This window comes from Streptomyces sp. V3I7, assembly GCF_030817495.1.
In the GTDB taxonomy this organism is placed as follows: domain Bacteria; phylum Actinomycetota; class Actinomycetes; order Streptomycetales; family Streptomycetaceae; genus Streptomyces.
In genome coordinates, this window is sequence record NZ_JAUSZK010000001.1 from 5,191,589 (window position 1) to 5,215,993 (window position 24,405).

Annotated in this window: 17 protein-coding genes and 5 pseudogenes; 14 read left to right on the forward strand and 8 right to left on the reverse strand. The window is 71.5% G+C overall.

Annotation, left to right across the window (positions count from 1 at the left end):
* Positions 1-58 precede the first annotated feature (58 nt).
* The 5 genes and pseudogenes from QFZ74_RS24230 to QFZ74_RS24250 all read right to left on the reverse strand — a co-directional run bounded on the left by QFZ74_RS24230 (position 59) and on the right by QFZ74_RS24250 (position 6,394).
* Positions 59-1,060 carry an NAD(P)-dependent oxidoreductase gene (locus QFZ74_RS24230; protein WP_307622923.1) on the reverse strand — a complete coding sequence of 334 codons (1,002 nt, stop codon included), beginning with the start codon at positions 1,058-1,060 and terminating at the stop codon, positions 59-61.
* An 82-nt stretch (positions 1,061-1,142) separates the two neighbouring features.
* Positions 1,143-1,256, reverse strand: a pseudogene (locus QFZ74_RS24235) (DUF1330 domain-containing protein); the annotation flags it as partial.
* Positions 1,257-1,404: 148 nt separating this feature from the next.
* Positions 1,405-2,403, reverse strand: coding sequence for a methylmalonyl Co-A mutase-associated GTPase MeaB (meaB, locus tag QFZ74_RS24240; RefSeq protein ID WP_307622924.1), 999 nt, complete (start codon positions 2,401-2,403; stop codon positions 1,405-1,407).
* Between the two features lie 8 nt (positions 2,404-2,411).
* Positions 2,412-4,586 (reverse strand): methylmalonyl-CoA mutase, encoded by a 2,175-nt coding sequence (scpA, locus tag QFZ74_RS24245; protein WP_307622925.1) that lies wholly within the window; start codon positions 4,584-4,586, stop codon positions 2,412-2,414.
* A complete protein-coding gene (locus QFZ74_RS24250; RefSeq protein ID WP_307622926.1) occupies positions 4,586-6,394 on the reverse strand; it encodes a methylmalonyl-CoA mutase family protein in 1,809 nt (602 codons plus the stop codon). The genes scpA and QFZ74_RS24250 overlap by 1 nt, the downstream gene beginning before the upstream one ends.
* 325 nt (positions 6,395-6,719) lie before the next feature.
* On the opposite strand from QFZ74_RS24250, the gene QFZ74_RS24255 reads away from it, so the two are divergent.
* The 7 genes and pseudogenes from QFZ74_RS24255 to QFZ74_RS24285 all read left to right on the forward strand — a co-directional run.
* Complete coding sequence (locus tag QFZ74_RS24255) at positions 6,720-7,109, forward strand: cell division protein SepF (RefSeq protein ID WP_307622927.1); 390 nt, start codon at positions 6,720-6,722, stop codon at positions 7,107-7,109.
* A gap of 78 nt (positions 7,110-7,187) precedes the next feature.
* A complete protein-coding gene (locus tag QFZ74_RS24260; RefSeq protein WP_307622928.1) occupies positions 7,188-8,441 on the forward strand; it encodes an ATP-binding protein in 1,254 nt (417 codons plus the stop codon).
* On the forward strand, positions 8,438-8,776 hold the full coding sequence (locus tag QFZ74_RS24265) for a nucleotide pyrophosphohydrolase (protein ID WP_307622929.1): 339 nt from the start codon (positions 8,438-8,440) through the stop codon (positions 8,774-8,776). The genes QFZ74_RS24260 and QFZ74_RS24265 overlap by 4 nt, the downstream gene beginning before the upstream one ends.
* A gap of 192 nt (positions 8,777-8,968) precedes the next feature.
* Positions 8,969-9,439, forward strand: coding sequence for a DUF6099 family protein (locus tag QFZ74_RS24270; RefSeq protein WP_307622930.1), 471 nt, complete (start codon positions 8,969-8,971; stop codon positions 9,437-9,439).
* A gap of 609 nt (positions 9,440-10,048) precedes the next feature.
* A complete protein-coding gene (locus QFZ74_RS24275; RefSeq protein ID WP_307622931.1) occupies positions 10,049-11,062 on the forward strand; it encodes a hypothetical protein in 1,014 nt (337 codons plus the stop codon).
* A gap of 335 nt (positions 11,063-11,397) precedes the next feature.
* Complete coding sequence (locus QFZ74_RS24280; protein ID WP_307622932.1) at positions 11,398-12,321, forward strand: LLM class F420-dependent oxidoreductase; 924 nt, start codon at positions 11,398-11,400, stop codon at positions 12,319-12,321.
* Between the two features lie 191 nt (positions 12,322-12,512).
* Positions 12,513-13,214 (forward strand): annotated as a pseudogene (locus tag QFZ74_RS24285) (3' terminal RNA ribose 2'-O-methyltransferase Hen1); the annotation flags it as partial.
* Between the two features lie 161 nt (positions 13,215-13,375).
* Here the strand turns inward: QFZ74_RS24285 and tnpA are convergent.
* Positions 13,376-13,668, reverse strand: a pseudogene (gene tnpA / locus QFZ74_RS30480) (IS200/IS605 family transposase); the annotation flags it as partial.
* 25 nt (positions 13,669-13,693) lie between these two features.
* Between tnpA and QFZ74_RS24295 the strand changes: the two are divergent.
* From QFZ74_RS24295 to QFZ74_RS24315, 5 genes and pseudogenes are all read left to right on the forward strand, one after another.
* Positions 13,694-14,994, forward strand: a pseudogene (locus QFZ74_RS24295) (RNA-guided endonuclease InsQ/TnpB family protein).
* Between the two features lie 60 nt (positions 14,995-15,054).
* Positions 15,055-15,606, forward strand: a pseudogene (locus QFZ74_RS24300) (polynucleotide kinase-phosphatase); the annotation flags it as partial.
* A 138-nt stretch (positions 15,607-15,744) separates the two neighbouring features.
* A complete protein-coding gene (locus QFZ74_RS24305) occupies positions 15,745-16,980 on the forward strand; it encodes an arginine deiminase (RefSeq protein ID WP_307622934.1) in 1,236 nt (411 codons plus the stop codon).
* 112 nt (positions 16,981-17,092) lie between these two features.
* Complete coding sequence (gene argF / locus QFZ74_RS24310) at positions 17,093-18,106, forward strand: ornithine carbamoyltransferase (RefSeq protein ID WP_307622935.1); 1,014 nt, start codon at positions 17,093-17,095, stop codon at positions 18,104-18,106.
* A 182-nt stretch (positions 18,107-18,288) separates the two neighbouring features.
* A complete protein-coding gene (locus QFZ74_RS24315) occupies positions 18,289-19,755 on the forward strand; it encodes an amino acid permease (protein ID WP_307622936.1) in 1,467 nt (488 codons plus the stop codon).
* Here the strand turns inward: QFZ74_RS24315 and QFZ74_RS24320 are convergent.
* On the reverse strand, positions 19,715-20,167 hold the full coding sequence (locus tag QFZ74_RS24320; RefSeq protein WP_307622937.1) for an ATP-binding protein: 453 nt from the start codon (positions 20,165-20,167) through the stop codon (positions 19,715-19,717). The two genes, QFZ74_RS24315 and QFZ74_RS24320, sit on opposite strands and share 41 nt — an antisense overlap.
* Positions 20,168-20,349: 182 nt before the next feature.
* On the opposite strand from QFZ74_RS24320, the gene QFZ74_RS24325 reads away from it, so the two are divergent.
* Positions 20,350-21,177, forward strand: coding sequence for an enoyl-CoA hydratase family protein (locus tag QFZ74_RS24325; protein WP_307622938.1), 828 nt, complete (start codon positions 20,350-20,352; stop codon positions 21,175-21,177).
* 52 nt (positions 21,178-21,229) lie between these two features.
* Positions 21,230-23,566 carry a bifunctional salicylyl-CoA 5-hydroxylase/oxidoreductase gene (locus QFZ74_RS24330; RefSeq protein WP_307622939.1) on the forward strand — a complete coding sequence of 779 codons (2,337 nt, stop codon included), beginning with the start codon at positions 21,230-21,232 and terminating at the stop codon, positions 23,564-23,566.
* Positions 23,567-23,587: 21 nt separating this feature from the next.
* On the opposite strand, the gene QFZ74_RS24335 is transcribed toward QFZ74_RS24330, so the two are convergent.
* Positions 23,588-24,400: a PaaX family transcriptional regulator C-terminal domain-containing protein gene (locus tag QFZ74_RS24335; protein WP_307622940.1), complete on the reverse strand. Its 813-nt coding sequence runs from the start codon at positions 24,398-24,400 to the stop codon at positions 23,588-23,590.
* Positions 24,401-24,405: the final 5 nt, after the last annotated feature.

Consider the following 24,405-nt stretch of genomic DNA (forward strand, 5'->3'; position numbering starts at 1 on the left):
TCGGCTCCGCGCGCCACCGCCGGGCCGGGGCCGGTCGGCGGTGAGAGGGCGGCCCGGTTCACTCACCGCCCGGCTCCTCCGTCCCGAACTCCCGCATCCCGTCCGCGAACGCCACCCTCGGCGTCCAGCCCAGCTCCGCCCGCAGTCGGGACGAGTCCGCGGTGATGTGGCGGACGTCCCCCAGCCGGTACTCGCCCGTGACGACCGGTTCCGGACCGCCGCACGCGGCGGCCAGCGCGCGGGCCAGCTCGCCGACGGTGTGCGGCTCGCCGCTGCCGGTGTTGTACGGCGTCAGCGCCCCCTGCGGCGTCCGCGCCTCCAGCGCGGTCACATTGGCGGTGGCCACGTCCCGGACGTGCACGAAGTCGCGGCGCTGGCCGCCGTCCTCGAAGACGCGCGGGGCCTCGCCACGGGCGAGCGCGGAGCGGAAGAAGGAGGCGACACCGGCGTACGGGGTGTCGCGGGGCATCCGCGGCCCGTACACGTTGTGGTAGCGCAGCGACACCGCTGAACCGCCCGTCGCGCGGGCCCAGGCGGCGGCCAGGTGCTCCTGCGCCAGCTTGGTCGCGGCGTACACGTTCCGGGGGTCGGCCGGGGCGTCCTCGCCGACCAGGCCGGGGGCCAACTCGGCGTCGCAGGACGGACATCGCGGCTCGAAGCGGCCCGCGTCCAGGTCGGCCACGGCACGCGGGCCGGGTCGCACCACGCCGTGCCGCGGGCAGGTGTAGCGTCCCTCGCCGTACACCACCATCGACCCGGCCAGCACGAGGTGCCGTACGCCCGCCTCCGCCATCGCGGCCAGCAGGACGGCCGTGCCCAGGTCGTTGCGCGAGACGTACTCCGCCGCGTCGGCGACCCCGTTGCCGAGCCCCACCATCGCCGCCTGGTGGCACACCGCGTCGACACCGGCCAGCGCACGGCCCACCGCTTCGGCGTCGCGTACGTCGGCGGCCGGGTCCTCCCGTACGTCGTACACGACCGGCTCGTGCCCACGCGCCCGCAACGCGTCGACGACATGGGACCCGATGAACCCGGTACCGCCGGTGACCAGCACTCTCATACGGCCACGCTAGGCGCGGGACGGCCGGTCAGCGCGCGCACTGACCGGCACGTCACCGCTCCGTAAGGGTTCCGTCCGTGGACTACTCGGCGGGCTCGGCAGGCAACGCGCGCCGCATCGCCTCGGCGGTGGCCGTCGGGTCGTAGCCCTCGGGGACGCCTTCCACGAGGACGATGTCACCCTCGAGGCGGCGGGCATGGCGTCCTTCCGGTCGGTCGATCGTGCGGTCGGGCTCCGTACACCGACGATCGTGCCGTGCGGAGGCTCCCGGGGCGATCACTTTCCGGTGATACGCCTCAGCCCCAGCCTCAGCCCCAGCCCCAGCCCCAGCCCCAGCCCCGTTCCTAGCCCTGGGCCTCCGCCCGGCCCCCGAACGCCCCCAGGATCCCCTCCGCCGCCAACGTCGCCGTCAACGACCCTTCCCTGACCCGCTGTTCGAGGGCGGGAGCCGCCTCCCGTACGGCCGGGTCGGCGTGCAGGCGGTCGAGGAGTTCGTCGCGGACCATGGACCACACCCACTCCACCTGCTGGTCACGCCGCTTGGCGGCCAGCCGCCCGGTGGAGTCCAGCAGCGTACGGTGCTGCTCCAGCCGTTCCCAGACGACGTCGAGCCCCATCGACTCGCGCGCGCTGCAACTCAGCACCGGCGGCGTCCAGAACGCGTCCTTGCCGTGCATCAGCCGCAGCGCGCCCGCCAGTTCACGAGCGGCGGCCTTCGCGTCGCGCTCGTGCGGGCCGTCCGCCTTGTTCACGGCGATGACGTCGGCCAGTTCCAGGACGCCCTTCTTGATGCCCTGGAGCTGGTCGCCCGTGCGGGCCAGGGTCAGGAGCAGGAAGGTGTCGACCATTCCGGCGACCGTGGTCTCCGACTGGCCGACGCCGACGGTCTCCACCAGGATCACGTCGTAACCGGCCGCCTCCATGACCACCATCGACTCACGGGTGGCCTTCGCGACCCCGCCCAGCGTGCCCGCGCTGGGGGAGGGGCGGACGAAGGCGTTCGGGTCCACCGCCAGGCGCTCCATCCGGGTCTTGTCGCCCAGGATCGAGCCGCCGGTGCGCGTCGAGGACGGGTCGACGGCGAGGACTGCCACCCGGTGCCCCAGCGAGGTCAGCAGCGTGCCGAACGCGTCGATGAACGTCGACTTGCCGACCCCCGGCACCCCGCTGATGCCGATCCGCCGCGCCCGGCCGCTGTGCGGCAGCAGCTCGGTGAGCAACTCCTGTGCCACCACCCGGTGTTGCGGGCGGGTGGACTCGACGAGCGTGATGGCGCGGGCCACCAGGGCCCGCTTCCCGTCGAGCACACCCTTCACATAGGTGTCGAGATCGATCGGTGCCATCGCGCCGTCTACAGGTCGTGGCCGAGGTCGGCCGACAGCCGCCGCACCAGGTCGTACGCCGCGTCCGGGATCACCGTCCCGGGCGGGAACACGGCCGCGGCGCCCATCTCCAGCAGGGTCGGCACGTCCTGCGGCGGGATCACCCCGCCGACGACGATCATGATGTCCTCCCGGCCCTCCTCGGCGAGCTTCTCGCGCAGCGCCGGTACGAGGGTGAGGTGACCGGCGGCCAGCGAGGACACGCCGACCACGTGGACGTCCGCCTCGACCGCCTGGCGGGCGACCTCCTCCGGCGTCTGGAACAGCGGGCCGACGTCGACGTCGAAGCCGAGGTCGGCGAAGGCGGTGGCGATCACCTTCTGACCGCGGTCGTGGCCGTCCTGCCCCATCTTGGCGACCAGGATGCGCGGGCGGCGGCCCTCGGCCTCCTCGAAGGCGTCCACCAGGGCACGGGTGCGGTCCACGTTCGGCGACTCACCTGTTTCGTTGCGGTACACGCCGGAGATCGTACGGATCTGGCTCGCGTGCCGGCCGTACACCTTCTCCAGGGCGTCGGAGATCTCGCCGACGGTGGCCTTGGCGCGGGCCGCGTGCACCGCCAGCTCCAGCAGGTTGCCGTCGCCGTCGGCCGCCCGCGTGAGCGCGTCCAGCGCGTCCCGGCACGCGGTCTCGTCCCGCTCCTCGCGCAGCCGCCGCAGCTTCTCGATCTGCTGGGCGCGTACGGATGAGTTGTCGACCTTGAGGACCTCGATCTGTTCGTCGGAGTCCACCCGGTACTTGTTGACGCCGATCACCGGCTGGCGCCCGGAGTCGATCCGGGCCTGCGTGCGGGCCGCGGCCTCCTCCACGCGCAGCTTCGGAATGCCGGCGTCGATGGCCTGCGCCATGCCGCCCGCCTGCTCGACCTCCTGGATGTGCTGCCACGCCTTGCGGGCGAGGTCGTACGTCAGCTTCTCGACGTACGCGCTGCCGCCCCACGGGTCGATGGTCCGGGTCGTGCCGGACTCCTGCTGGATGAGCAACTGGGTGTTGCGGGCGATGCGCGCCGAGAAGTCGGTGGGCAACGCCAGTGCCTCGTCGAGGGCGTTGGTGTGCAGCGACTGGGTGTGACCCTGGGTCGCCGCCATCGCCTCCACGCATGTACGCGTGACGTTGTTGAACACGTCCTGCGCGGTCAGCGACCAGCCCGAGGTCTGCGAATGGGTGCGCAGCGAGAGCGACTTGGCGTTATTCGGGTCGAACTGACCGACCAGCTTGGCCCACAGCAGACGGGCCGCGCGCAACTTCGCGATCTCCATGAAGAAGTTCATGCCGATCGCCCAGAAGAAGGACAGCCGGGGCGCGAACGCGTCGACGTCCAGGCCCGCTTCCCGCCCGGCGCGGATGTACTCGACCCCGTCGGCGAGGGTGTACGCCAGCTCCAGGTCGGCCGTCGCACCCGCCTCTTGGATGTGGTAGCCCGAGATGGAGATGGAGTTGTAGCGGGGCATCCGCTGCGAGGTGTACGCGAAGATGTCGGAGATGATCCGCATCGACGGCTTCGGCGGATAGATGTAGGTGTTGCGGACCATGAACTCCTTGAGGATGTCGTTCTGGATGGTCCCGGCCAACTTCTCGGGCGGTACGCCCTGTTCCTCCGCCGCCACGATGTACAGCGCCAGCACCGGCAGCACGGCGCCGTTCATCGTCATCGACACGGACATCTTGTCCAGCGGGATGCCGTCGAACAACTGCCGCATGTCGAGAATCGAGTCGATGGCCACGCCCGCCATGCCGACGTCGCCCGTCACGCGCGGGTGGTCGCTGTCGTAACCCCGGTGCGTGGGCAGGTCGAAGGCGACCGACAGGCCCTTCTGGCCGGCCGCGAGGTTGCGCCGGTAGAACGCGTTGGACTCCTCGGCCGTGGAGAAGCCCGCGTACTGGCGGATCGTCCAGGGCTGGTTGACGTACATCGTCGGGTACGGGCCGCGCAGATACGGCGCGACGCCCGGGTACGTCCCCAGGAAGTCCAGGCCCTCCACGTCACCCGGCGTGTACAGCGACTTGACGCCGATGCCCTCCGGGGTCACCCACAGTGGCTCCTCGCTGCCCGTCGCCCGCTTGACGGCCGTACGCCATTCCTCGGGCGTGCCGTCGGCGACGGGGGCCCCGAGGTCGATGCCGGAGAAGTCGGGGATTCGCATCAGGACACTCCCATGCGGTCGAGAGTCGCGGACAGCGCGGCCACGGCGTCGCAGCCCGCGAAAACGTAACTGTCGACGCCCGCGTGCTCGGCGGGCCGGCCCGCGAGGAACACATGCCGGGCGCCCGACGCCTTGAGGGCCTCGGCGACCTGCCCGGCCTGCTCCTCGTACAGCGCGTCGCTGGAGCAGAGCACGGCCTCACTCGCGCCGCTGTCCTCGAAGTCGCCCTCGGTGACCGGCTCGATCCCGCCCGCCTGGAAGAGGTTGGCGGCGAAGGTCGCGCGCGCGGTGTACGCGGCGGCCGGGCCGATGGTGGCGAGGAAGACGCGGGGGCGCGCGCCGGTCGCGGCCAGATGGGCGTCGGAGCGGGCGCGCAGGGCCTCGAACGCCTCGTCGCGGCGCACCCGCGGCAGGCCGCCGGACGGCTGCCCGGGGGCTGGGCGGCGCTCCACGGGCTTCTCGGACAGCAGCGGGAACTCGCTGACGCCGGTGATGGGTTCACGCCGTTTCGCGATCCGCTTGGAGCGCTCCGCCCAGGTCGTCGCCAGGTCCGTGCGGAGGCGGCCGGAACGCAGCACTGCCGCCTGGCCGCCGTCGCGCTCGATGGTCCTGAAGAACTCCCAGGCGGCCTGGGCGAGTTCGTCGGTCAGCCGCTCGACGTACCAGGAGCCGCCCGCCGGGTCGGTCACCCGGGCCAGATGCGACTCCTCGACCAGGATCGTCGAGGTGTTGCGGGCGATACGGCGCGCGAACGCGTCCGGCAGGCCCAGCGCGTGGTCGAACGGGAGCACCGTGACGGAGTCGGCGCCGCCGACGCCGGCGGCCAGCGTGGCCACCGTCGCGCGCAGCATGTTCACCCACGGGTCACGGCGGGTCATCATCACCGGTGACGTCACCGCGTGCTGCACCTGGGCGCCCGCGCCCGGCGCCCCGCACACCTCGGCGACCCGCGCCCACAGGCGCCTGGCGGCACGCAGCTTGGCGATGGTCAGGAACTGGTCGGCGGTGGCCGCGTAGCGGAACTCCAGCTGCGCGAGGGCCTGTTCGATGCCGAGCCCGGCCCCGGTCAGCTCGCGCAGGTAGGCGACGCCGGTGGCGAGGGAGGCGCCGAGCTCCTGCGCGGGCGAGCCGCCCGCCTCGTGGTACGCCAGCGCGTCCACCGTCAGCGCGCGCAGCCCCGGGTACTGATCGGCGCAGCGCGAGGCGAGGGCGGCGACCGGCGCGAAGTCCTGCGGCGTGCCGGTGCGGGCCTCGTACCCGAGCGGGTCGGCGCCCAGGTTGCCGCGCACAGCCTTGGGGTCGACGCCCCCCTCCTCGTACAGCCGCAGCAGAGTCTCGGCGGCGGCCTCCACCTCGGTGCCCGCGTCCAGCACGACCGGCGCCAGGTCGAGATAGACGCCGTCGAGCGCGCGGCCGAGGCCGGAGACCGGGATGCCGCCCTCGCCGACGACCAGCCACAGCGAGGTGACGCCGTTCTCCAGGTCGGCGAGGACCGCGCCGTCGTCGAGCGCGGTGTGCCGCTGCCGTACGTCCCAGCCGCCCGCGGTGTTGCCCTCCGGGCGACCGCCGCGGACGAACGGGGCGAAGCCGGGCAGACCGGCGTCGGGCGCGGTGTCGCGCGCGGTGTAGAGGGGGCGGGTGCGCAGCCCGTCCTCCAGCGTCGTGGACAGGGCGTCCTCAGCTGCCGTGCCGGAGGCTTCCTTGCCGGACTTGCGCAGCACACCCTCGACCAGGCGTTGCCACTGCTCGTGTGTCGCGTCAGGGAACTCGGCGGCCAGTGAGAGCCCGTCGTCAGGCAGGACCGTCATGCTCGGATGCTAGGGCAGCAGGCTCGCGCGGCAGCAGGGCCGGAGCTTGTGACGTTGCCCTCCTTCTGGCTGTGACCTGCACCTCCCGGGGTGCGTCCGCCCGTTTTGGACGCGGGGGACGGGGTGTCGGGTGAGGTGGAGGCGGGGTGTGACCCGTGTGGGACCTGTCGTGGTGTGAAGTGAAGCCTGTGACAAGTGGCTGATTTCGCACATGTGACGCGTGATGCGGCGGTGGTACGTCGTGTCGCTGTTGGGCTGAACGGGTGACTTGGCGTAAGAATTGACCGGTGCAGGAATTGAGAGCGAGTCAGGTCGGGGTGAGCCGGTGAACCGTTACGACGCCACCGATGAGCAGTGGGAAGGGCTCGCCCAGGTCGTGCCGTTGCGGGGACGGGACGCGTGGCCGTCCGCGGTGGACCACCGCTCGCTCCCGGACGCCGACACCGAGACCCGGCGCCGCTTCGTGGTCCTGCGGGTGAACGTCTTCGCCGACGCCCGTGAGGTCGCCGAGACGCTGATGGCCGGCGTCCCGGTCCTGCTCGACCTGTCCGGCGCGGAGGGCGATGTCGCCAAGCGCGTCCTCGACTTCAGCACCGGCGTCGTCTTCGGTCTGTACAGCGGGATGCACCGCGTCGACCGGAACGTGTTCCTGCTCACCCCGCCCGGCACCGAGGTCAGCGGGCTCATGGAGGGGGCCGGGATGTCCGGCGCGTGACGCCGCCGGTCCCCCGATCGTAGGAAGGTCCTGGAGGCGGAACGGTTCGCCGTGCCGACCGGGCCCTAATGTCCGCATATGGCCGTGCCTCCCGCGTCCTCCGTCCCCGTCCCGCGCTCCGGCGGGGCCGCCGTCCCCGGTCCCCGGCCCGACGGCTCCGCCGGACCCGAGGCGTCGCCTCCCCCGCCCGGCCCTGGAGCGTCCTTGCGGTCGTACGCGCCGGACCGGCCGTGCGTCACCGAGCTGCGGCTGTCTGCGTTCGCCGGGCACCGGCGGGCCGGGTTCCCGCTCGGGCCGCTCACGCTCTTCGCCGGGCCGAGCGGCTGCGGCAAGTCCAGCGCGCTGCGGGCGTACGAGGCCCTCGCCCGGCTCGGCGGCGGCGCCCCGCTCGCGGAGGTGTTCCGCGACCCGGGCGCCTGCGTCCCCGAACGGGCCCGGCCCGACGCCCAGCACCGCCGCGGCTTCCGCATCGGCTGTACGACGGACGGTCCCGAGGGACCCGTGCACCTCGACGTCGCCGTCCAGGCCGAGCCCGAACTGCGGATCGTCGGCGAGCGGTTGACGGCGGGCGGGCTCGTCCTGCTCCAGACCGCGCTGCGCGACCCGAGCCGCCGCACCGTGCAGGCCGCCTGGCACACCGCGGGCTCCTCCCCCGTGACGCGCGCCCCGCTGCCAGACGACCGGCTCGGCACGGCGCTGCTGCCGCTGCGGGTCGCCGGCAAGACCGACGGACAGCGCCAGGTGCTCGCCGCCGCCGAGCAGACGGTGGTCGCCCTGCGCTCCGTGTTCGCCTGCGATCCGCACCCCGACCGGATGCGCGACGTCGTCCCGATGGGCTCCGGACGGCTGCTGCCCGGCTGCGACAACCTCGCCGACGTGCTGTGGCGCACCCGCTCGGAGTGCTGCCGCCGGCACGCTCAGCTCGTCACGGCCGTGCGCGCGGGATGCGCCGGCCCCGTCGCCGACCTGCTCGCCGAGCCGCTGGGCGACGGCGCCGTGCGGGCGCTCCTCGACCGCGGCGACGGCGTCCGCACCGAGCTGCGGCTGCTGGGCGACGGGGAGTTGAGGTACCTCGCGCTGGCCCTCGTGGTGCTCACCGGGCCGGGCGTCCTGGACGTCGACACGCCCCGCGAGGTGCCCGACGCGATGCGGGCGCTCACCGTCCTCGCCGACGGCTTCGGCCGGGCGCTGGACGCACGGCAGCGCGACGAACTGCTGCGGCTCACCGCACGGATCTGTGCGCTCGGCCACCTCCGGTTCGTGGGGACGGTGAGCGACGCGTCCTGGGCCGCGGGGACGGAGGGCGTCACGGTGGTACACCTGAACCCGTGACGGAACATCCTGACGTGGTCGAACTGCAGCGCCGACTGGCCGAGTTCGCCGCCGCGCGCGACTGGCAGCCCTTCCACACCCCCAAGAACCTGGCGGCCGCCCTGAGTGTGGAGGCCTCCGAACTGGTCGAGATCTTCCAGTGGCTGACGCCCGAGCAGTCCGCCCGCGTGATGGACGACCCCGACACCGCGCACCGTGTCCGGGACGAGGTCGCCGACGTGCTCGCCTATCTGCTCCAGTTCTGCGAGGTGCTCGGCATCGACCCGCTGGCCGCGCTGGACGCCAAGATCGACCGCAACGAGCGAAGGTTCCCGGCGCCGGGATCGGGGACGTGATCCGACCCCGACTCCCGGAATACGAAGCTCCGTTATCACTCTCCGAAGCCAAAAGGCCGCCCGAGTCCGAATTGTTGTCCACAGATTTCCGGCTTCCTCTGGCTTTTCGTCCCACGAACCCTCACTCTGGGTAGTGACCAACGGAGTTCGGCTGGACGTGCGAGAAGTGCGTCGGACAGACGGGGGCAGCGCATGGACGCGGTGCGGCTCATCGTGGCGAACAGGCGTGCCCTGGCGGGAAGCGGCGGGGCGCCGGAGATCCTGACGGAGGTGTGGCAGGCGCAGGCCCTGGCCCAGGCGATCGGCAGCCGCCTCGCGGTCCTCGGTCCGCCCGAATTACGGGGCGAGGCACTCGGGTTGACCGAGTTGGCCGGCCGGGGCGGCGGCGCCCTGGACATATCCGTTCTCGACCCCGCCGAGCTGCGGGCCGCGCAACTGACCGAGCTGGACGACATCCGGCAGACCCTGCTGTGCCTCGGCGGCCTCCTCGGCGAGGTCGGCATCGCCCTCGTCGGCATGACCAGCGCCGCGGACGACGAGGCGACGTACTGGCAGTGCATGGAGGCCATCGACGCGGCGGACGAGTCGAGAGACCGGGTCCTGGAAATGCTGCGCAAGCTGGCGGCCAGGGAGGAGGCCCTGCCGGAGCGGGAGGCGGGATAGGGCGGCGCGCCCTGAGCGGACAACTCGCGCGCGGCCGTGGACGGTTCGTATGGCCTGGCGCGGGGCACTCGATGGTCGAATGTCGCCGGTGGCTGACGCGGGTCGGAATTTCGGCCCTCGTTGCATGGGCGGCGAATTCATGGCGATGGTGCGGCCATAAAATACAGGAACGTGTGTTTGAAAAAGGAACAGGCGTTCCGATTGGCAGTCCTGAGCAGCAGGGTCATGATGGATTACATCCACCGGATGTTCAGTGGACTCACCCCGCCCAAAAATCTCGGGGATGACCCATGCCGCAGATCATGATGATCGCGGTACGCCCTACCGTCCGAGGGATTTCTATGACTTCGAAACACACGTCCTTCAAAAGGCGGCTGGCTCTGCTGGCCTCGGCTGCCGCGCTTGCTGGGGGTGGCGTCATGCTGCCCGGAAGCGCGGTCGCGGCCCCGAACCCGCCGCCGAACCCACAGCTGAACCAGGCTCGCGGCCAGGGCCAGGGACAAGGCCAACGATTCAAGCAGGGACAGCAACGGAAGAAGGTACGGGGCCAAGGCGCAGGAGCCGGCGCGGGAGCTGGTGCGGGCGCCGGAGCTAGAGGTGCGGGGGCTGGTGCGGGCGCCGGAGCGGGCGCTGGTGCCGGCGGTGGAGCCGGGGCCGGGGCAGGCGCGGGTGCCGGGGCCGGTGCGGGTGCTGGTGGCGGTGCCGGTGGAGGCGCTGGTGCGGGGGCTGGTGCGGGTGCTGGTGCGGGTGCTGGTGGCGGCGGTGGAGCCGGTGCCGGGGCTGGTGCGGGTGCCGGGGCCGGTGCGGGTGCTGGTGGCGGTGCCGGTGGAGGCGCTGGTGCGGGGGCTGGTGCGGGTGCTGGTGCTGGTGCCGGGGCCGGCGGCGGTGCCGGTGCCGGGGCTGGTGCGGGTGCCGGGGCCGGTGCGGGTGCTGGTGGCGGTGCCGGTGGAGGCGCTGGTGCTGGGGCTGGTGCGGGTGCTGGTGCGGGTGCTGGTGGCGGCGGTGGAGCCGGTGCCGGGGCAGGCGCGGGTGCCGGGGCAGGTGCCGGGGCCGGCGGCGGTGCCGGAGCGGGCGCTGGTGCGGGTGCCGGGGCCGGTGCTGGTGCTGGTGGCGGTGCCGGTGGAGGCGCTGGTGCTGGAGCAGGCGCTGGGGCCGGTGCTGGTGCTGGTGCTGGTGGCGGTGCCGGTGGAGGCGCTGGTGCTGGAGCCGGAGCAGGCGCTGGGGCCGGTGCTGGTGCTGGTGCTGGTGGCGGTGCCGGTGGAGGCGCTGGTGCTGGAGCCGGAGCAGGCGCTGGTGCGGGTGCCGGCGGTGGAGCCGGTGCCGGTGCGGGCGCTGGGGCAGGAGCCGGGGCTGGTGCGGGGGCCGGTGGCGGCGCCGGGGCAGGTGCCGGAGCTGGTGGCGGCGCTGGGGCCGGAGCTGGTGCCGGTGGCGGCGCTGGGGCCGGAGCTGGTGCCGGGGCTGGTGCCGGTGCGGGCGCTGGTGCCGGTGGCGGCACCGGGGCAGGTGCCGGAGCTGGTGCGGGTGCCGGAGCGGGTGCTGGTGCCGGCGGTGGAGCCGGGGCTGGTGCTGGTGCCGGGGCTGGTGCGGGAGCCGGTGGCTAGTCTTCCCGCCCGGACCATGTGACGCAGTCCTCGAGCGCGGCTGCAGCTCGTCGAGCGAGCAGAACAGACCGCGTTCGAGGCTGCATCATCGTGCGAACTCGGTGAAGCCCCCGCTCGAAATGAACCTCGCCCAACGTGTGAGCTACAACCTCGACCCCCGATGCGCGGGAGACGCAGACGTACGCAGACCGTCATCGGGGCGTCGGGGGCGGGGAGTTGAGATGGATCGCGGCGACCGCCGGACCGGCATCGGTCCGGCGGTTCCCGCGATCCGGGCGCGGCGGCGACCGCCGCGGACCGGCGGCGTCGCGCGGTGCCGATGCGGGTGATGGGGCCTTCGGCATGCAGGATGGATGCATGGACCTGCGTATCTTCACCGAGCCCCAGCAAGGGGCGACCTATGACACCCTGCTCACCGTCGCGAAGGCAACCGAGGACCTCGGCTTCGACGCGTTCTTTCGCTCTGACCACTACCTGAGCATGGGCAACTCGGACGGTCTGCCCGGCCCCACCGACGCCTGGATCACCCTCGCCGGACTCGCCCGCGAGACCAAGCGCATCCGGCTCGGAACCCTCATGACCGCCGGCACCTTCCGACTGCCCGGCGTGCTCGCCATCCAGGTCGCCCAGGTCGACCAGATGTCCGGCGGCCGCGTCGAACTGGGTCTGGGAGCGGGCTGGTTCGAGGAGGAGCACAAGGCGTACGGCATCCCCTTCCCGAAGGAGAAGTTCGGCCGCCTGGAGGAGCAACTGGCCGTCGTCACCGGCCTGTGGGAGACCAAGGTCGGCGACACCTTCGACTTCCACGGCACCTATTACGACCTCACCGGCTCGCCCGCGCTGCCCAAGCCCGCCCAGTCCAGGATTCCGGTGCTGATCGGCGGCCACGGCGCGACCCGCACCCCGCGGCTGGCGGCGCGGTACGCCGACGAGTTCAACATCCCGTTCGCCTCGATCGAGGACACCGCACGGCAGTTCGGCCGGGTACGCGACGCCGCCGAGGCCATCGGCCGCCCGGGCGGCGACCTGACGTACTCCAACGCCCTCGTCGTCTGCGTCGGCAGGGACGACCAGGAGGTCGCCCGCCGTGCCGCCGCCATCGGCCGCGAGGTCGACGAGCTGAAGGCCAACGGCCTGGCCGGCTCCCCGGCCGAGGTCGTCGAGAAGATCGGCAAGTACGCCGAGGCCGGTTCCGAGCGCGTCTACCTCCAGATCCTCGACCTCGACGACCTGGACCACCTGGAGCTGATCTCCACGAAGGTGCAGTCGCAGCTCGCGTAAGAACCGGTGTGCCGGAGGTGCGCGGGGTGCTGGCGCCGTACGCGCCGTACGCGCCGTACGCGGTTCCCGCGGCGAGCCGGTCGCGGGGGTCGCGGACCGCTGACGGCAGCGACGCCGAGGTGGACCTGGGCGCCGGTGAGGACAGGTAAAACAGTGGTCATCAGGGTGATCGAACCCTCAGACTCGGACACGTGTTCCTGACCATCTCCACGCGCGGCACCACCGCCTCCCCGGCCACCGACCTCGGGTTCCTGCTGCACAAGCATCCCGACAAGGCGCAGACGTTCTCGACCTCGTACGGCACGGCGCATGTCTTCTACCCCGAGGCGGACGACGCGCGCTGCACGGCCGCGCTGCTGCTGGAGGTCGATCCGGTGGCGCTGGTCCGCCGGGGCAAGGGCAACGGCCGCGGCGGAGCGCCCGACGCGGCGCTCGCCCAGTACGTCAACGACCGCCCGTACGCCGCCTCTTCGCTGCTGGCCGTCACCCTGAGCGGTGTGTTCTCCAGCGCCATGCGCGGCGTCTGCACCGCCCGCCCCGAGCGGGCCGCCGCACCGCTGCCGCTGCGCATCGAGGTCCCCGCGCTGCCGACGCGCGGCGGCCCGGACCTCGTACGGCGTCTCTTCGAGCCGCTCGGCTGGACGGTGTCCGCCGAACCCGTGGCGCTGGACGCCGAGTTCCCCGAGTGGGGCGACTCGCGGTACGTGCGCCTCGCGCTGGAGTCGGAGGCGCTGACGCTCGCGGAGGCGCTGCGCCACCTGTACGTCCTGCTGCCGGTCCTGGACGACGCCAAGCACTACTGGGTCGCGCCCGACGAGGTCGACAAGCTGCTGCGGGCGGGGGAGGGCTGGCTGGCCGGGCACCCCGAGCAGAAGCTCATCACCAGCCGCTACCGGAATTCATTTCGCAGTGCATCGGCCTTCAGGCCGGTGGTGAAGCGAATCTGATGGTGGCGACGCGGAGCGTCGCGGACCCGGCGGAGCCGGACACTGCAGTTCTTTGCCTGCGGCGCGGAGCGTCGGGAAAGCTGGTCTCGGCGGAGCCAGCGCGCCAGGTCGGTGAACTCCTGGCGCAGTCGGCGGGAGGAAACGCCCTTGAGGGAGTTGACCAGCTTGGTCACGGTGACCTCGGGCGGGAAGTTCACCAGCAGGTGGACGTGGTTGTCCTCACCGTTGAACTACACCAGGTCGCACGCGAAGTCCGTACACACCGACCGCGTGATCTGCTCCATCCGCCTCAAGCGGGCATCGGTGAACACCTTGTGCCGGAACTTGGTAACGAAGACCCAGTGCACATGCATCACCAAGCACAGTGACGGCCAGTTCTGATCTCCTGTATCTCACCCATGACCCACGTACGTAGGGTGACAGTCATGCAGCTCAGGTACCGGTTCCGCCTGTACCCGGACACCGGCCAGCAGGCCGCGTTGGCGAAGGCGTTCGGGTGCGCCCGTGTCGTGTTCAACGACGCGGTCCGCGCACGTGAAGACGCCCGCCAGGCCGGACAGCCGTTCCCGACGGCCGGTCAGCTGTCCCGGAAGCTGATCACCGAGGCCAAGCGGACAGCGGAACGGTCCTGGCTGGGCGAGGTGTCCGCTGTCATCCTCCAGCAGTCCCTGCGGGACGCCGAAACCGCGTACCGCAACTTCTTTGCCTCCCTCAAGGGCACCCGCAAGGGACCGAAGGCGGGAGCACCACGGTTCAAGTCCCGTAAGGATGCCCGGCAGTCGATCCGGTTCACCTTCCCCAAGCTCTCAACTTCGTTCGAGCAGGGGAGACCCCATTCGCCCGCTGGAACATCACCGGCAGCGGCCGGCTGAACCTGCCGAAGATCGGCGCGGTGAAGGTGAAGTGGTCCCGCACACTGCCCGCCACCCCCACCTCCGTCACCGTCATCAAGGACGCGGCCGGACGGTACTTCGCCTCCTTCGTCATCGACACCGATCCCGCCGCCGACCGGTCACGGATGCCCGACACCGACCGCACCCTCGGCATCGATCTCGGCCTGACCCTCCCCCAAGCTCTCAACTTCGTTCGAGCAGGGGGGACCCCCATCGCGGTTCTGTCCGACGGCACGAAGATCGACTCCCCGCGCTTCCTGCGGCGCGCGGAGAAGAAGCTGAAGAAGGCCCACCAGGAGCTGTCCCGCAAGCAGAAGGGATCCAAGAACCGCGCCAAGGCCCGCCTCAAGGTCGCCCGCGCCCACGCCAAAGTCACCGACGCGCGCCGCGAGTTCCACCACCAGCTCTCCACAAAGCTGATCTCCGAGAACCAAGGGATCGCCGTGGAGGACCTGTCGGTGGCGGGACTGGCCCGAACGAAGCTGGCCAAGTCCGTGCACGACGCCGGATGGTCATCGTTCATCAGCATGCTGGAGTACAAAGCAGAACGGTACGGCCGCGCCCTGGTCAAGATCGGCCGGTTCGAACCGACCTCCCAGACCTGCTCCACCTGCGGCGCCAAAGACGGACCCAAACCCCTGAACGTCCGGGAATGGACCTGTACCGCCTGCGGCACCGTCCACGACCGGGACACCAATGCCGCGATCAACGTAAAGACGGCCGCCGGACTGGCGGTATCGGCCTGCGGAGCGCCGGTAAGACCAGGAGCGATCCCGGCACAGCGCGAAGAAACAGGAAGCCACGGATTCCCGACCGAACCCCGTGCCGCGTAGCGGCACAGCAACGATCGAGAAGGCCAGAATCCTCGGGCTTCAGCCCGAGGAGCAAGTCAATGCTGGAGCACGGACGGCCTCCACGGCGTCCAGCTGGCCCCGTTCCAGATCCTGGCCGTCCAGGGCCGCAGCCTCGCCGGCCTGCCGCACGACGAGCAGCTCGCCCTGCTCGACCGGCTCGTCGAGCACGACGGCACCGGACTGCTCCGCACCACACGACGGCTCTACGTCGACACCAGTGACCCGGAGTCCGTGCGCGCCGGCGTCGACTGGTGGCTGGAGATGACCGGGCGCGGCGGCGAGGGCATGGTCGTCAAGCCGGTCGGCGCGGTCGTCCGCGACGCCGGAGGACGGCTGGTCCAGCCCGGCATCAAGTGCCGGGGGCGGGAGTACCTGCGGATCATCTACGGCCCCGAGTACACCCGCCCGGACAACCTCGCCCGGCTCCGTAAGCGGTCCCTCGGACACAAGCGCTCGCTGGCGATCCGGGGGTACGCCCTGGGTCTTGAGGCCCTGGACCGGCTGGCCGGCGGCGAGCCGCTGTGGCGGGTGCACGAGGCGGTGTTCGCGGTGCTGGCGCTGGAGTCGGAGCCGGTGGACCCGCGGCTGTGAGCTGACGGGCGCTCCCGCTCGGTCACTCGGTCACTCGGTCAAAGGGAAAACGCAAAGGAAGAACTCAAAGGAAAACCGGAGGCACGGAAACAGTCGAACAGGAGGGTGAACCCGGCCGGAGTTGGTCAGGATGGAGGCATGGGATTCCACGTCGACTCCGAGGCCGGGCGGCTGCGCCGCGTCATCCTGCACCGGCCGGATCTCGAGCTCAAGCGGCTCACCCCCAGCAACAAGAACGCCCTGCTGTTCGACGACGTGCTGTGGGTGCGCCGGGCCCGCGCCGAGCACGACGGCTTCGCCGACGTGCTGCGGGACCGCGGAGTCGACGTCCACCTCTTCGGCGACCTGCTCACCGAGACCCTTGAGGTCCCGGCGGCCAGGAACCTGGTCCTGGACCGGGTCTTCGACGAGAAGGAATACGGTCCCCTCGCCACCGACCACCTGCGGGCCTCCTTCGAGAACATGCCCTCGGGTGACCTGGCCGAGGCCCTGGTCGGCGGCATGACCAAGCGGGAGTTCCTGGAGGGGCACGCGGAGCCGACCTCCGTCCGCTTCCATGTCATGGAACTGGACGACTTCCTGCTCGGACCGCTGCCCAACCACCTCTTCACCCGGGACACCTCGGCCTGGATCTACGACGGTGTCTCGATCAACGCCATGCGCTGGCCGGCCCGGCAGCGCGAGACCGTGCACTTCGAGGCGATCTACCGGCACCACCCCCTCTTCCGCGACGACTACCGCGACGGATCCTTCCGTCTCTGGTCGGAGGGGCAGTCCGACTACCCCTCCACCATCGAGGGCGGCGACGTCCTGGTGATCGGCAACGGGGCGGTGCTCATCGGGATGAGCGAGCGCACCACCCCGCAGGCCGTGGAGATGCTCGCGCACAAGCTGTTCGCGGCGGGCTCCGCACGCACGATCGTGGCCCTGGACATGCCCAAGCGACGCGCCTTCATGCACCTCGACACGGTGATGACGATGGTCGACGGCGACACCTTCACCCAGTACGCGGGCCTCGGCATGCTCCGCTCGTACACCATCGAGCCCGGCGCCGGGGACAAGGAACTGAAGGTCACCGACCATCCGCCGGAGCACATGCACCGCGCCATCGCCGCCGCCCTGGGCCTCAGTGAGATCCGCGTGCTGACCGCCACCCAGGACGTGCACGCCGCCGAGCGCGAGCAGTGGGACGACGGCTGCAACGTCCTCGCCGTCGAGCCCGGCGTCGTCGTCGCCTACGAGCGGAACTCCACCACCAACACACACCTGCGCAAGCAGGGCATCGAGGTGATCGAGATCCCGGGCAGCGAGCTGGGGCGGGGCAGGGGCGGCCCGCGCTGCATGAGCTGCCCGGTGGAGCGCGAAGCCGTGTAGAAGCCGTATACAGGTATGAGACATCTCATACGGCAGCCCTGGGCTCGTATAGAAATGTAGGACGCCGTATAGACTTCCAGTGATAAGTGTTCTCGTACCTCTGGAGCGCCCCATGGCGACAGTCCCGACCGCCCTCGCAGGCCGCCACTTCCTCAAGGAGCTGGACTTCACCGGCGAGGAGTTCCGCGGTCTGCTCGCGCTGGCCGCCGAGCTCAAGGCTGCCAAGAAGGCCGGGACCGAGACGCCCCACCTCACCGGCAAGAACGTCGCGCTCGTCTTCGAGAAGACCTCGACCCGTACGCGCTGCGCCTTCGAGGTCGCCGCCGCCGACCAGGGCGCGCACACGACGTACCTGGACCCGGCCGGCTCGCAGATCGGGCACAAGGAGTCCGTGAAGGACACCGCCCGGGTGCTCGGCCGGATGTACGACGCCATCGAGTACCGCGGCCACGGCCAGGGCGTCGTGGAGGAGCTGGCCGCCTACGCCGGGGTGCCCGTCTACAACGGGCTCACCGACGAGTGGCACCCGACCCAGATGCTCGCCGACGTGCTCACCATGACCGAGCACAGCGATAAGCCGCTGACCGAGATCGCCTACGCCTACCTCGGCGACGCCCGCTACAACATGGGCAACTCCTACCTCGTCACCGGCGCCCTGCTCGGCATGGATGTCCGGATCGTCGCGCCCCGGCTGCTGTGGCCCGACGACACGATCGTCGAGGTGGCCCAGCAGCTCGCCGGCCAGTCGGGCGCGCGGATCACGCTCACCGAGGACGTGAAGGAAGGTGTGCGCGGGGCCGACTTCGTCGCCACCGACGTCTGGGTGTCGATGGGCGAGCCCAAGGAGGTCTGGGACGAGCGCATCGCGCTGCTCGGGCCGTACGCCGTCACCATGGACGTGCTGCGCGCCACCGGCAATGACGACGTGAAGTTCCTGCACTGCCTGCCGGCCTTCCACGACCTCGGCACCGACGTCAGCCGCGAGATCTTCGAGCGGCACGGGAAGACCGAGCTGGAGGTCACCGACGAGGTCTTCGAGTCCGAGCACTCGGTCGTCTTCGACGAGGCGGAGAACCGGATGCACACGATCAAGGCGGTCCTCGTGGCCACCCTCGCGGGCCGGTGAGGCGCACCATGTGACACCGCCCTGTGACATGGCCCCCGAGATCCGGCCGCTGTGACGCAGATCCTTGCGTGACCCGCCTCACCTGCACCTATCCTGACGCCCGGCCTGGCACCACCCCCGCCACGGCCGTTGCCGCGTTCCTACAGGTCGCCTCCGCACCACCAGAAACGAGCACCACCCGCATGCCCGCTCCCCGCATCAAGTCTCCCCACCTCCTCGTGGCCGAGTCCGGCGCCGACCGCGAGGGCCATGGCCTCAAGCGCACGATGGGGCTCTTCCAGCTCGTCTGCTTCGGCGTCGGCGCGATCGTCGGTACCGGCATCTTCGTCGGCCTCTCCGACTCGGTCGCCCAGGCCGGCCCGGCCGTCGTCGTCTCCTTCATCCTGGCGGCGATCACCTGCGTCTTCACCGCCTTCTCCTTCGCGGAGCTGGGCGGCGCGATCCCGGTCTCCGGCTCCTCGTACTCCTTCGCCTACGCCGGCCTCGGCGAGACCAGTGCCTTCCTGGTCGGCTGGTGCCTGCTGCTGGAGTACGGCGTCTCGATCTCGGCCGTCGCCGTCGGCTGGAGCCAGTACGTCAACGAGCTGCTGCACAGCCTCGTCGGCTGGCAGCTGCCCGCCGCGCTCTCGGCCGGACCGGGCGACGGCGGGATCATCAACCTGCCCGCCGTGATCGTCATCGCCATGGCCGCCGTACTGCTGGTGCGCGGGGTGCGCGAGAGCGCGACGGCCACCGCCGCGATGGCCGTCGTCAAGATCGTCATCCTGGTCGCCTTCTGCGCCATCGGCTTCGCCGCGTTCAAGGACGGCAACCTCACCCCGTTCTCCCCGGCCGGCCTCGGCGGCATCGGCGCGGGCACCACGGCCGCGTTCTTCTCGTACATCGGTTTCGACGCGATCACCACCGCCGGTGAGGAGGCGAAGAACCCCCGCCGCCACATCCCGATCGCGATCCTCGTCTGCATGGGCATCGTCACGCTGCTGTACTGCGCGGTCGCCCTCGCCGCGATCGGCGCCATCGGCGGCAAGCAGGTCGGCGGCCGCCCCGCCGCCCTGTCCTACGTCGTCAACGAGGTCACCGGCTCGGCCATCGGCGGCGGTGTCATCGCCTTCGGCGCGGTCGTCGCCATCGCCTCGGTCGTCCTGGCCGTGATGTACGGCCAGACCCGCATCCTGATGTCGATGTCCCGGGACGGCCTCATCCCGCGCGTCTTCGAGAAGGTCTCGCCCCGCACCTCCACGCCGGTCGCGGGCACGCTGATCGTCGCGATCGTCTTCGCGATCCCGGCCGCCTTCTCCTCGCTGGACTCGATCGTCGACCTGAGCACCATCGGCACGCTCGCCATCATGGCCGTCGTCAACATCGTCGTGATCGCCCTGCGCCGCCGCGAGCCCGGCCTCTCCCGCAGCTTCCGGGTGCCGCTCTACCCGGTGTTCCCGCTGCTCGGCGTCGTGTTCTGCCTGTACCTGATGTACGAGACGGGCTGGCAGGCCTGGGTCCAGTTCGCGGTGTTCCTCGCCGCCGGACTCCTCGTGTACCTCGCCTACGGGCGCCGGCACTCCACGCTCGCGCTCGCCGCGCGCGAGGAGAAGCAGCAGCAGGACGAGGTCACGGCCGACGCCGCTGACGGGGTACGACAGGCAGTCTGAACCAGACCGCCTTGCCCGCCTCGGTGGGCCGGTGGCCGCAGGACGAGCTGAGGGCGCGGATGAGCAGGAGTCCGCGCCCATGCTCTTGCCACGGGTCCGGCGCCTCGAGCGTCGGACGGGTCAGATGGGCCGGCGGAGCGGGGTCGGGGTCGTGCACCTCGACCTGGCAGCCGGTCGGCCGCACCTCCACCACCAGCTCGATCGGGCCGTCGCCGGCGGTGTGCTCCACCGCGTTGGCCACCAGTTCCGCCGTGAGCAGCTCCGCGGTGGCGCTGTCGGCCGCCTGCTCCAGCTCCGCCAGGGCCGCCCGCACCAGGGCACGCGCCACGGGCACGGCCGCGGTCGAGTGCGGCAGCGCGATACGCCAGGAGGCGGAGGCTGAGGGGCGTTCGTGCACGACGGGTCCGATCATGGAGCAGGCTGTCCTGCTTTCAACCTTATGAATGGTACGGCGCCCGGTCGCCGAGGGATGGAACGGGCCTCGCACAGTACCGCTCCCATCTGTCGCGCCCTCGTGACGACGGTCACAAATGAGTGATAGCTTCGTCGGGTAGAGCTACGTGAGGCACCGCCCGCCCGAGGAGGCCGCACCTCATGAGTCCCTTCACCGGCTCCGCCGCCCGCACCTCCGACTGGGAGCATCTGCGGGTCAAGGTCAGCGACGGCGTCGCCACCGTCACGCTCGCCCGCCCCGACAAGCTCAACGCCCTCACCTTCGGCGCCTACGCCGACCTGCGCGACCTGCTCGTCGAGCTGTCCCGGGAGCGGTCCGTACGCTCCCTGGTACTGGCCGGCGAGGGCCGAGGCTTCTGCTCCGGCGGCGACGTCGACGAGATCATCGGCGCCACTCTCGCCATGGACACCGCCCAGCTCCTCGACTTCAACCGGATGACCGGGCAGGTCGTCCGGGCCGTACGGGAGTGCCCGTTCCCGGTGATCGCGGCCCTGCACGGGGTGGCGGCGGGCGCGGGCGCCGTGCTGGCGCTGGCCGCGGACTTCCGGGTGGCCGATCCGACGGCCCGGTTCGCCTTCCTCTTCACCCGCGTCGGCCTCTCCGGCGGCGACATGGGCGCGGCCTATCTGCTGCCCCGCGTCGTCGGCCTCGGCCACGCCACCCGCCTCCTCATGCTCGGCGACCCGGTGCGGGCGCCCGAGGCGGAGCGCATCGGCCTGATCAGCCAGCTGACCGAGGAGGGCGGCGCCGACGAGGCCGCCCAGACCCTGGCCCGCCGCCTGGCGGAGGGCCCGGCCCTCGCCCTCGCCCAGACCAAGGCCCTCCTCACGGCCGAGCTGGATATGCCCCTGGCGGCGTCCATCGAACTGGACGCCTCGACCCAGGCGTTGCTGATGACCGGCGAGGACTACGCGGAGTTCCACGCGTCGTTCACGGAAAAGCGCCCTCCGAAGTGGAGGGGGCGGTAGGTCGATGGCAACCTCAGGTGCACCCACCTCAGGGGCGCGGGACTCTGCCGATATGCGGCTCCGCCGCGGGGCGCGGCCGGCCACAACGCACCCGCAGCCGCCGAACGACAACAACCACCCCCTACGAGTCGCGGTCATCGGGGGAGGCCCCGGCGGCCTGTACGCGGCGGCGCTGCTGAAGCGCCTGGCCCCCGACCGGCAGGTCACCGTCTGGGAGCGCAACGCCCCAGACGACACCTTCGGCTTCGGCGTCGTCCTCTCCGACGAGACCCTCGGCGGCATCGAGCACGCCGACCCCGTGGTCTACGAAGCCCTGCAAAACGACTTCGTCCGCTGGGACGACATCGACATCGTGCACCGCGGCGTACGGCACACCTCCGGCGGCCACGGCTTCGCCGCACTCGGCAGAAAACGCCTCCTGGAGATCCTGCACAATCGCTGTCGCGACCTGGGCGTTGAACTGCTCTTCCGTACCGAGGTCCCGGACCCGGCAGCACTCACCGCCGAATACGACCTCGTCGTCGCCGCCGACGGGGTGCACAGCACCACCCGCGAGACCTACGCCCACGCCTTCCGTCCCCAGGTCACCGCCCACCGCTGCCGCTACATCTGGCTCGCCGCCGACTTCGCCTTCGACGCCTTCCGCTTCGAGATCGCCGAGACCGAGCACGGCGTGATGCAACTGCACGGCTACCCGTTCTCGGCCGACGCCTCGACGGTCATCATCGAGATGCGCGAAGAGGTGTGGGAGGCAGCCGGGTTCGCGGAGCTCGACGAGCACGAGTCAATCGAGCGCTGCGCGAAAATCTTCGCGGACGCGCTGCGCGGCCGCCCGCTGCGCTCCAACAACTCCGCCTGGACGACCTTCCGTACGGTCGTCAACGAGCACTGGTCGCACGGCAACGTCGTCCTGCTCGGCGACGCCGCCCACACCGCCCACTTCTCCATCGGCTCCGGCACCAAGCTCGCCGTCGAGGACGCCCTCGCCCTGGCCGCCTGCCTGGAGGAACAGCCCACGCTCGCCGAGGCGTTGACCGCGTACGAGGCCGAGCGCAGGCCCGTCGTCGCCTCCACCCAGCGCGCGGCCCGCGCCAGCCTGGAGTGGTTCGAGAACCTCGGGCGCTACCTCGGCCAGCCCTCCCGGCAGTTCGCCTTCAACCTGCTCACCCGCAGCCGCCGCGTCACCCACGACAACCTCCGGCTGCGCGACGCCCACTTCACCGGCGCCGTGGAGCGCGAGTTCGGCTGCCCGCCCGGGACGCCGCCGATGTTCACGCCGTTCCGGCTGCGCGGCCTCAGCCTGCGCAACAGGGTCGTCGTCTCACCGATGGACATGTACTCGGCGACGGACGGCGTCCCCGGCGACTTCCACCTCGTCCACCTCGGCGCCCGCGCCCTCGGCGGCGCCGGGCTGGTGATGACCGAGATGGTGTGCGTGAGCGAGCAGGGGCGGATCACCCCCGGCTGCGCCGGGCTCTACACCGGACGGCAGTCCGAGGCCTGGCGGCGGATCACCGACTTCGTGCACGCGCAGGCACCGGGCACCGCGATCGGCGTGCAACTCGGCCACAGCGGGCGCAAGGGCTCGACCAAGCTGATGTGGGAGGGCATCGACGAACCGCTGCCCGACGGCAACTGGCCGCTCGTCGCCGCCTCCCCGCTGCCGTACAAGCCGGGCAGTCAGACGCCGCGCGAGCTGTCCCGGGCCGGACTCACCGACCTCCGCGAGCAGTTCACCGCCGCCGCCTGGCGTGCCGCCCGCGCGGGCTTCGACCTCCTCGAACTCCACTGCGCGCACGGCTACTTGCTCTCCGGCTTCCTCTCCCCGCTGACCAACCTGCGCACCGACGCCTACGGCGGCTCACTGCAGAAGCGGCTCCGCTTCCCGCTCGAAGTCTTCGACGCCGTACGGGCGGTGTGGCCCGAGGAGCGGCCCATGACCGTCCGCATCTCGGCGACCGACTGGGCCGAGGGCGGCACCTCGGCCGACGAGGCCGTGGAGATCGCCCGCGCCTTCGCCGCGCACGGCGCCGACGCCGTCGACGTCTCCACCGGGCAGGTGGTGGCCGACGAGCGGCCGGAGTACGGGCGGTCGTACCAGACGCCGTTCGCCGACCGCATCCGGCACGAGACCGGCATCCCGGTGATCGCCGTCGGCGCGATCTCCTCCTGGGACGACGTCAACTCCCTGATCCTGGCCGGGCGTACGGACCTGTGCGCCCTCGCCCGCCCGCACCTCTACGACCCGCACTGGACGCTGCACGCCGCCGCCGAGCAGGGCTACGACGGTCCGGGCGTCACCTGGCCCGCCCCCTACCGGGCGGGCAGCAGGCCCCCGCAGACCGGTCGTACGGACGCCCCCAAGCCCCGTTTGTCACTGGGGGCTTGAGGTCGACCCGGCTTTGCGGGGTCACACCCCCGCGAAGCCGGCCCCCGCGTCGCGCAGGCGCTCGTGCAGCGCCTGGAACACGGCCGCCGAGCGGGCGCCGGGCCAGTCGGCGGGCAGCAGGCTCGCCGGAAGACCGGGATCCACGTAGGGGAGATGGCGCCAGGAGTCCAGGGCGAGGAGGTAGTCGCGGTACGCCTCCTCGGGCGGCGTGTCCGTACGCCGCTGCCAGCGCTCCAGCACCGGCGCCCGCACCTGGAGGAACGCCTCGTGCGCCTTGGCGATGGCGGCCAGGTCCCACCAGCGGGCGACCGCCTCCGCGGTGGGCGTGAAGCCGAGGTGCTCGCCGCGGAAGAGGTCCACGTACGGGGCGAGACCGAGCCGCTGAAGCGTGTGCCGGGTCTCCTCGTACAGCCGGGCCGGGGCGATCCACACCCCCGGCGTCGCGGTGCCGAAGCCCAGCGCCGCCAGCCGCGAGCGCAGCACGTGCCGCTTCTGCCGCTGCGACTCGGGCACCGAGAACACGGCGAGCACCCAGCCCTCGTCGGCCGGGGCAGCGGCGGCGTAGATGCGGCGGTCGCCGTCCTCCAGCAACTGCCTTGCCTCGGCGGAGAGTTCGTAGCCGGCGGTGCCCTGCGTGGTACGGGCCGGGAGCATCAGTCCGCGGCGCTTGAGACGGGACACCGACGAGCGCACGGACGGCGCGTCCACGCCGACGGCGGCCAGGAGCCGGATCAGCTCGGCGACGGGCACCGGGCCGGGCACGAAGCGGCCGTACGCGCCGTAGAGCGTGACGATGAGGGAACGGGGAGTGTGCTGCTCGGACACGTTGATCATTTTAG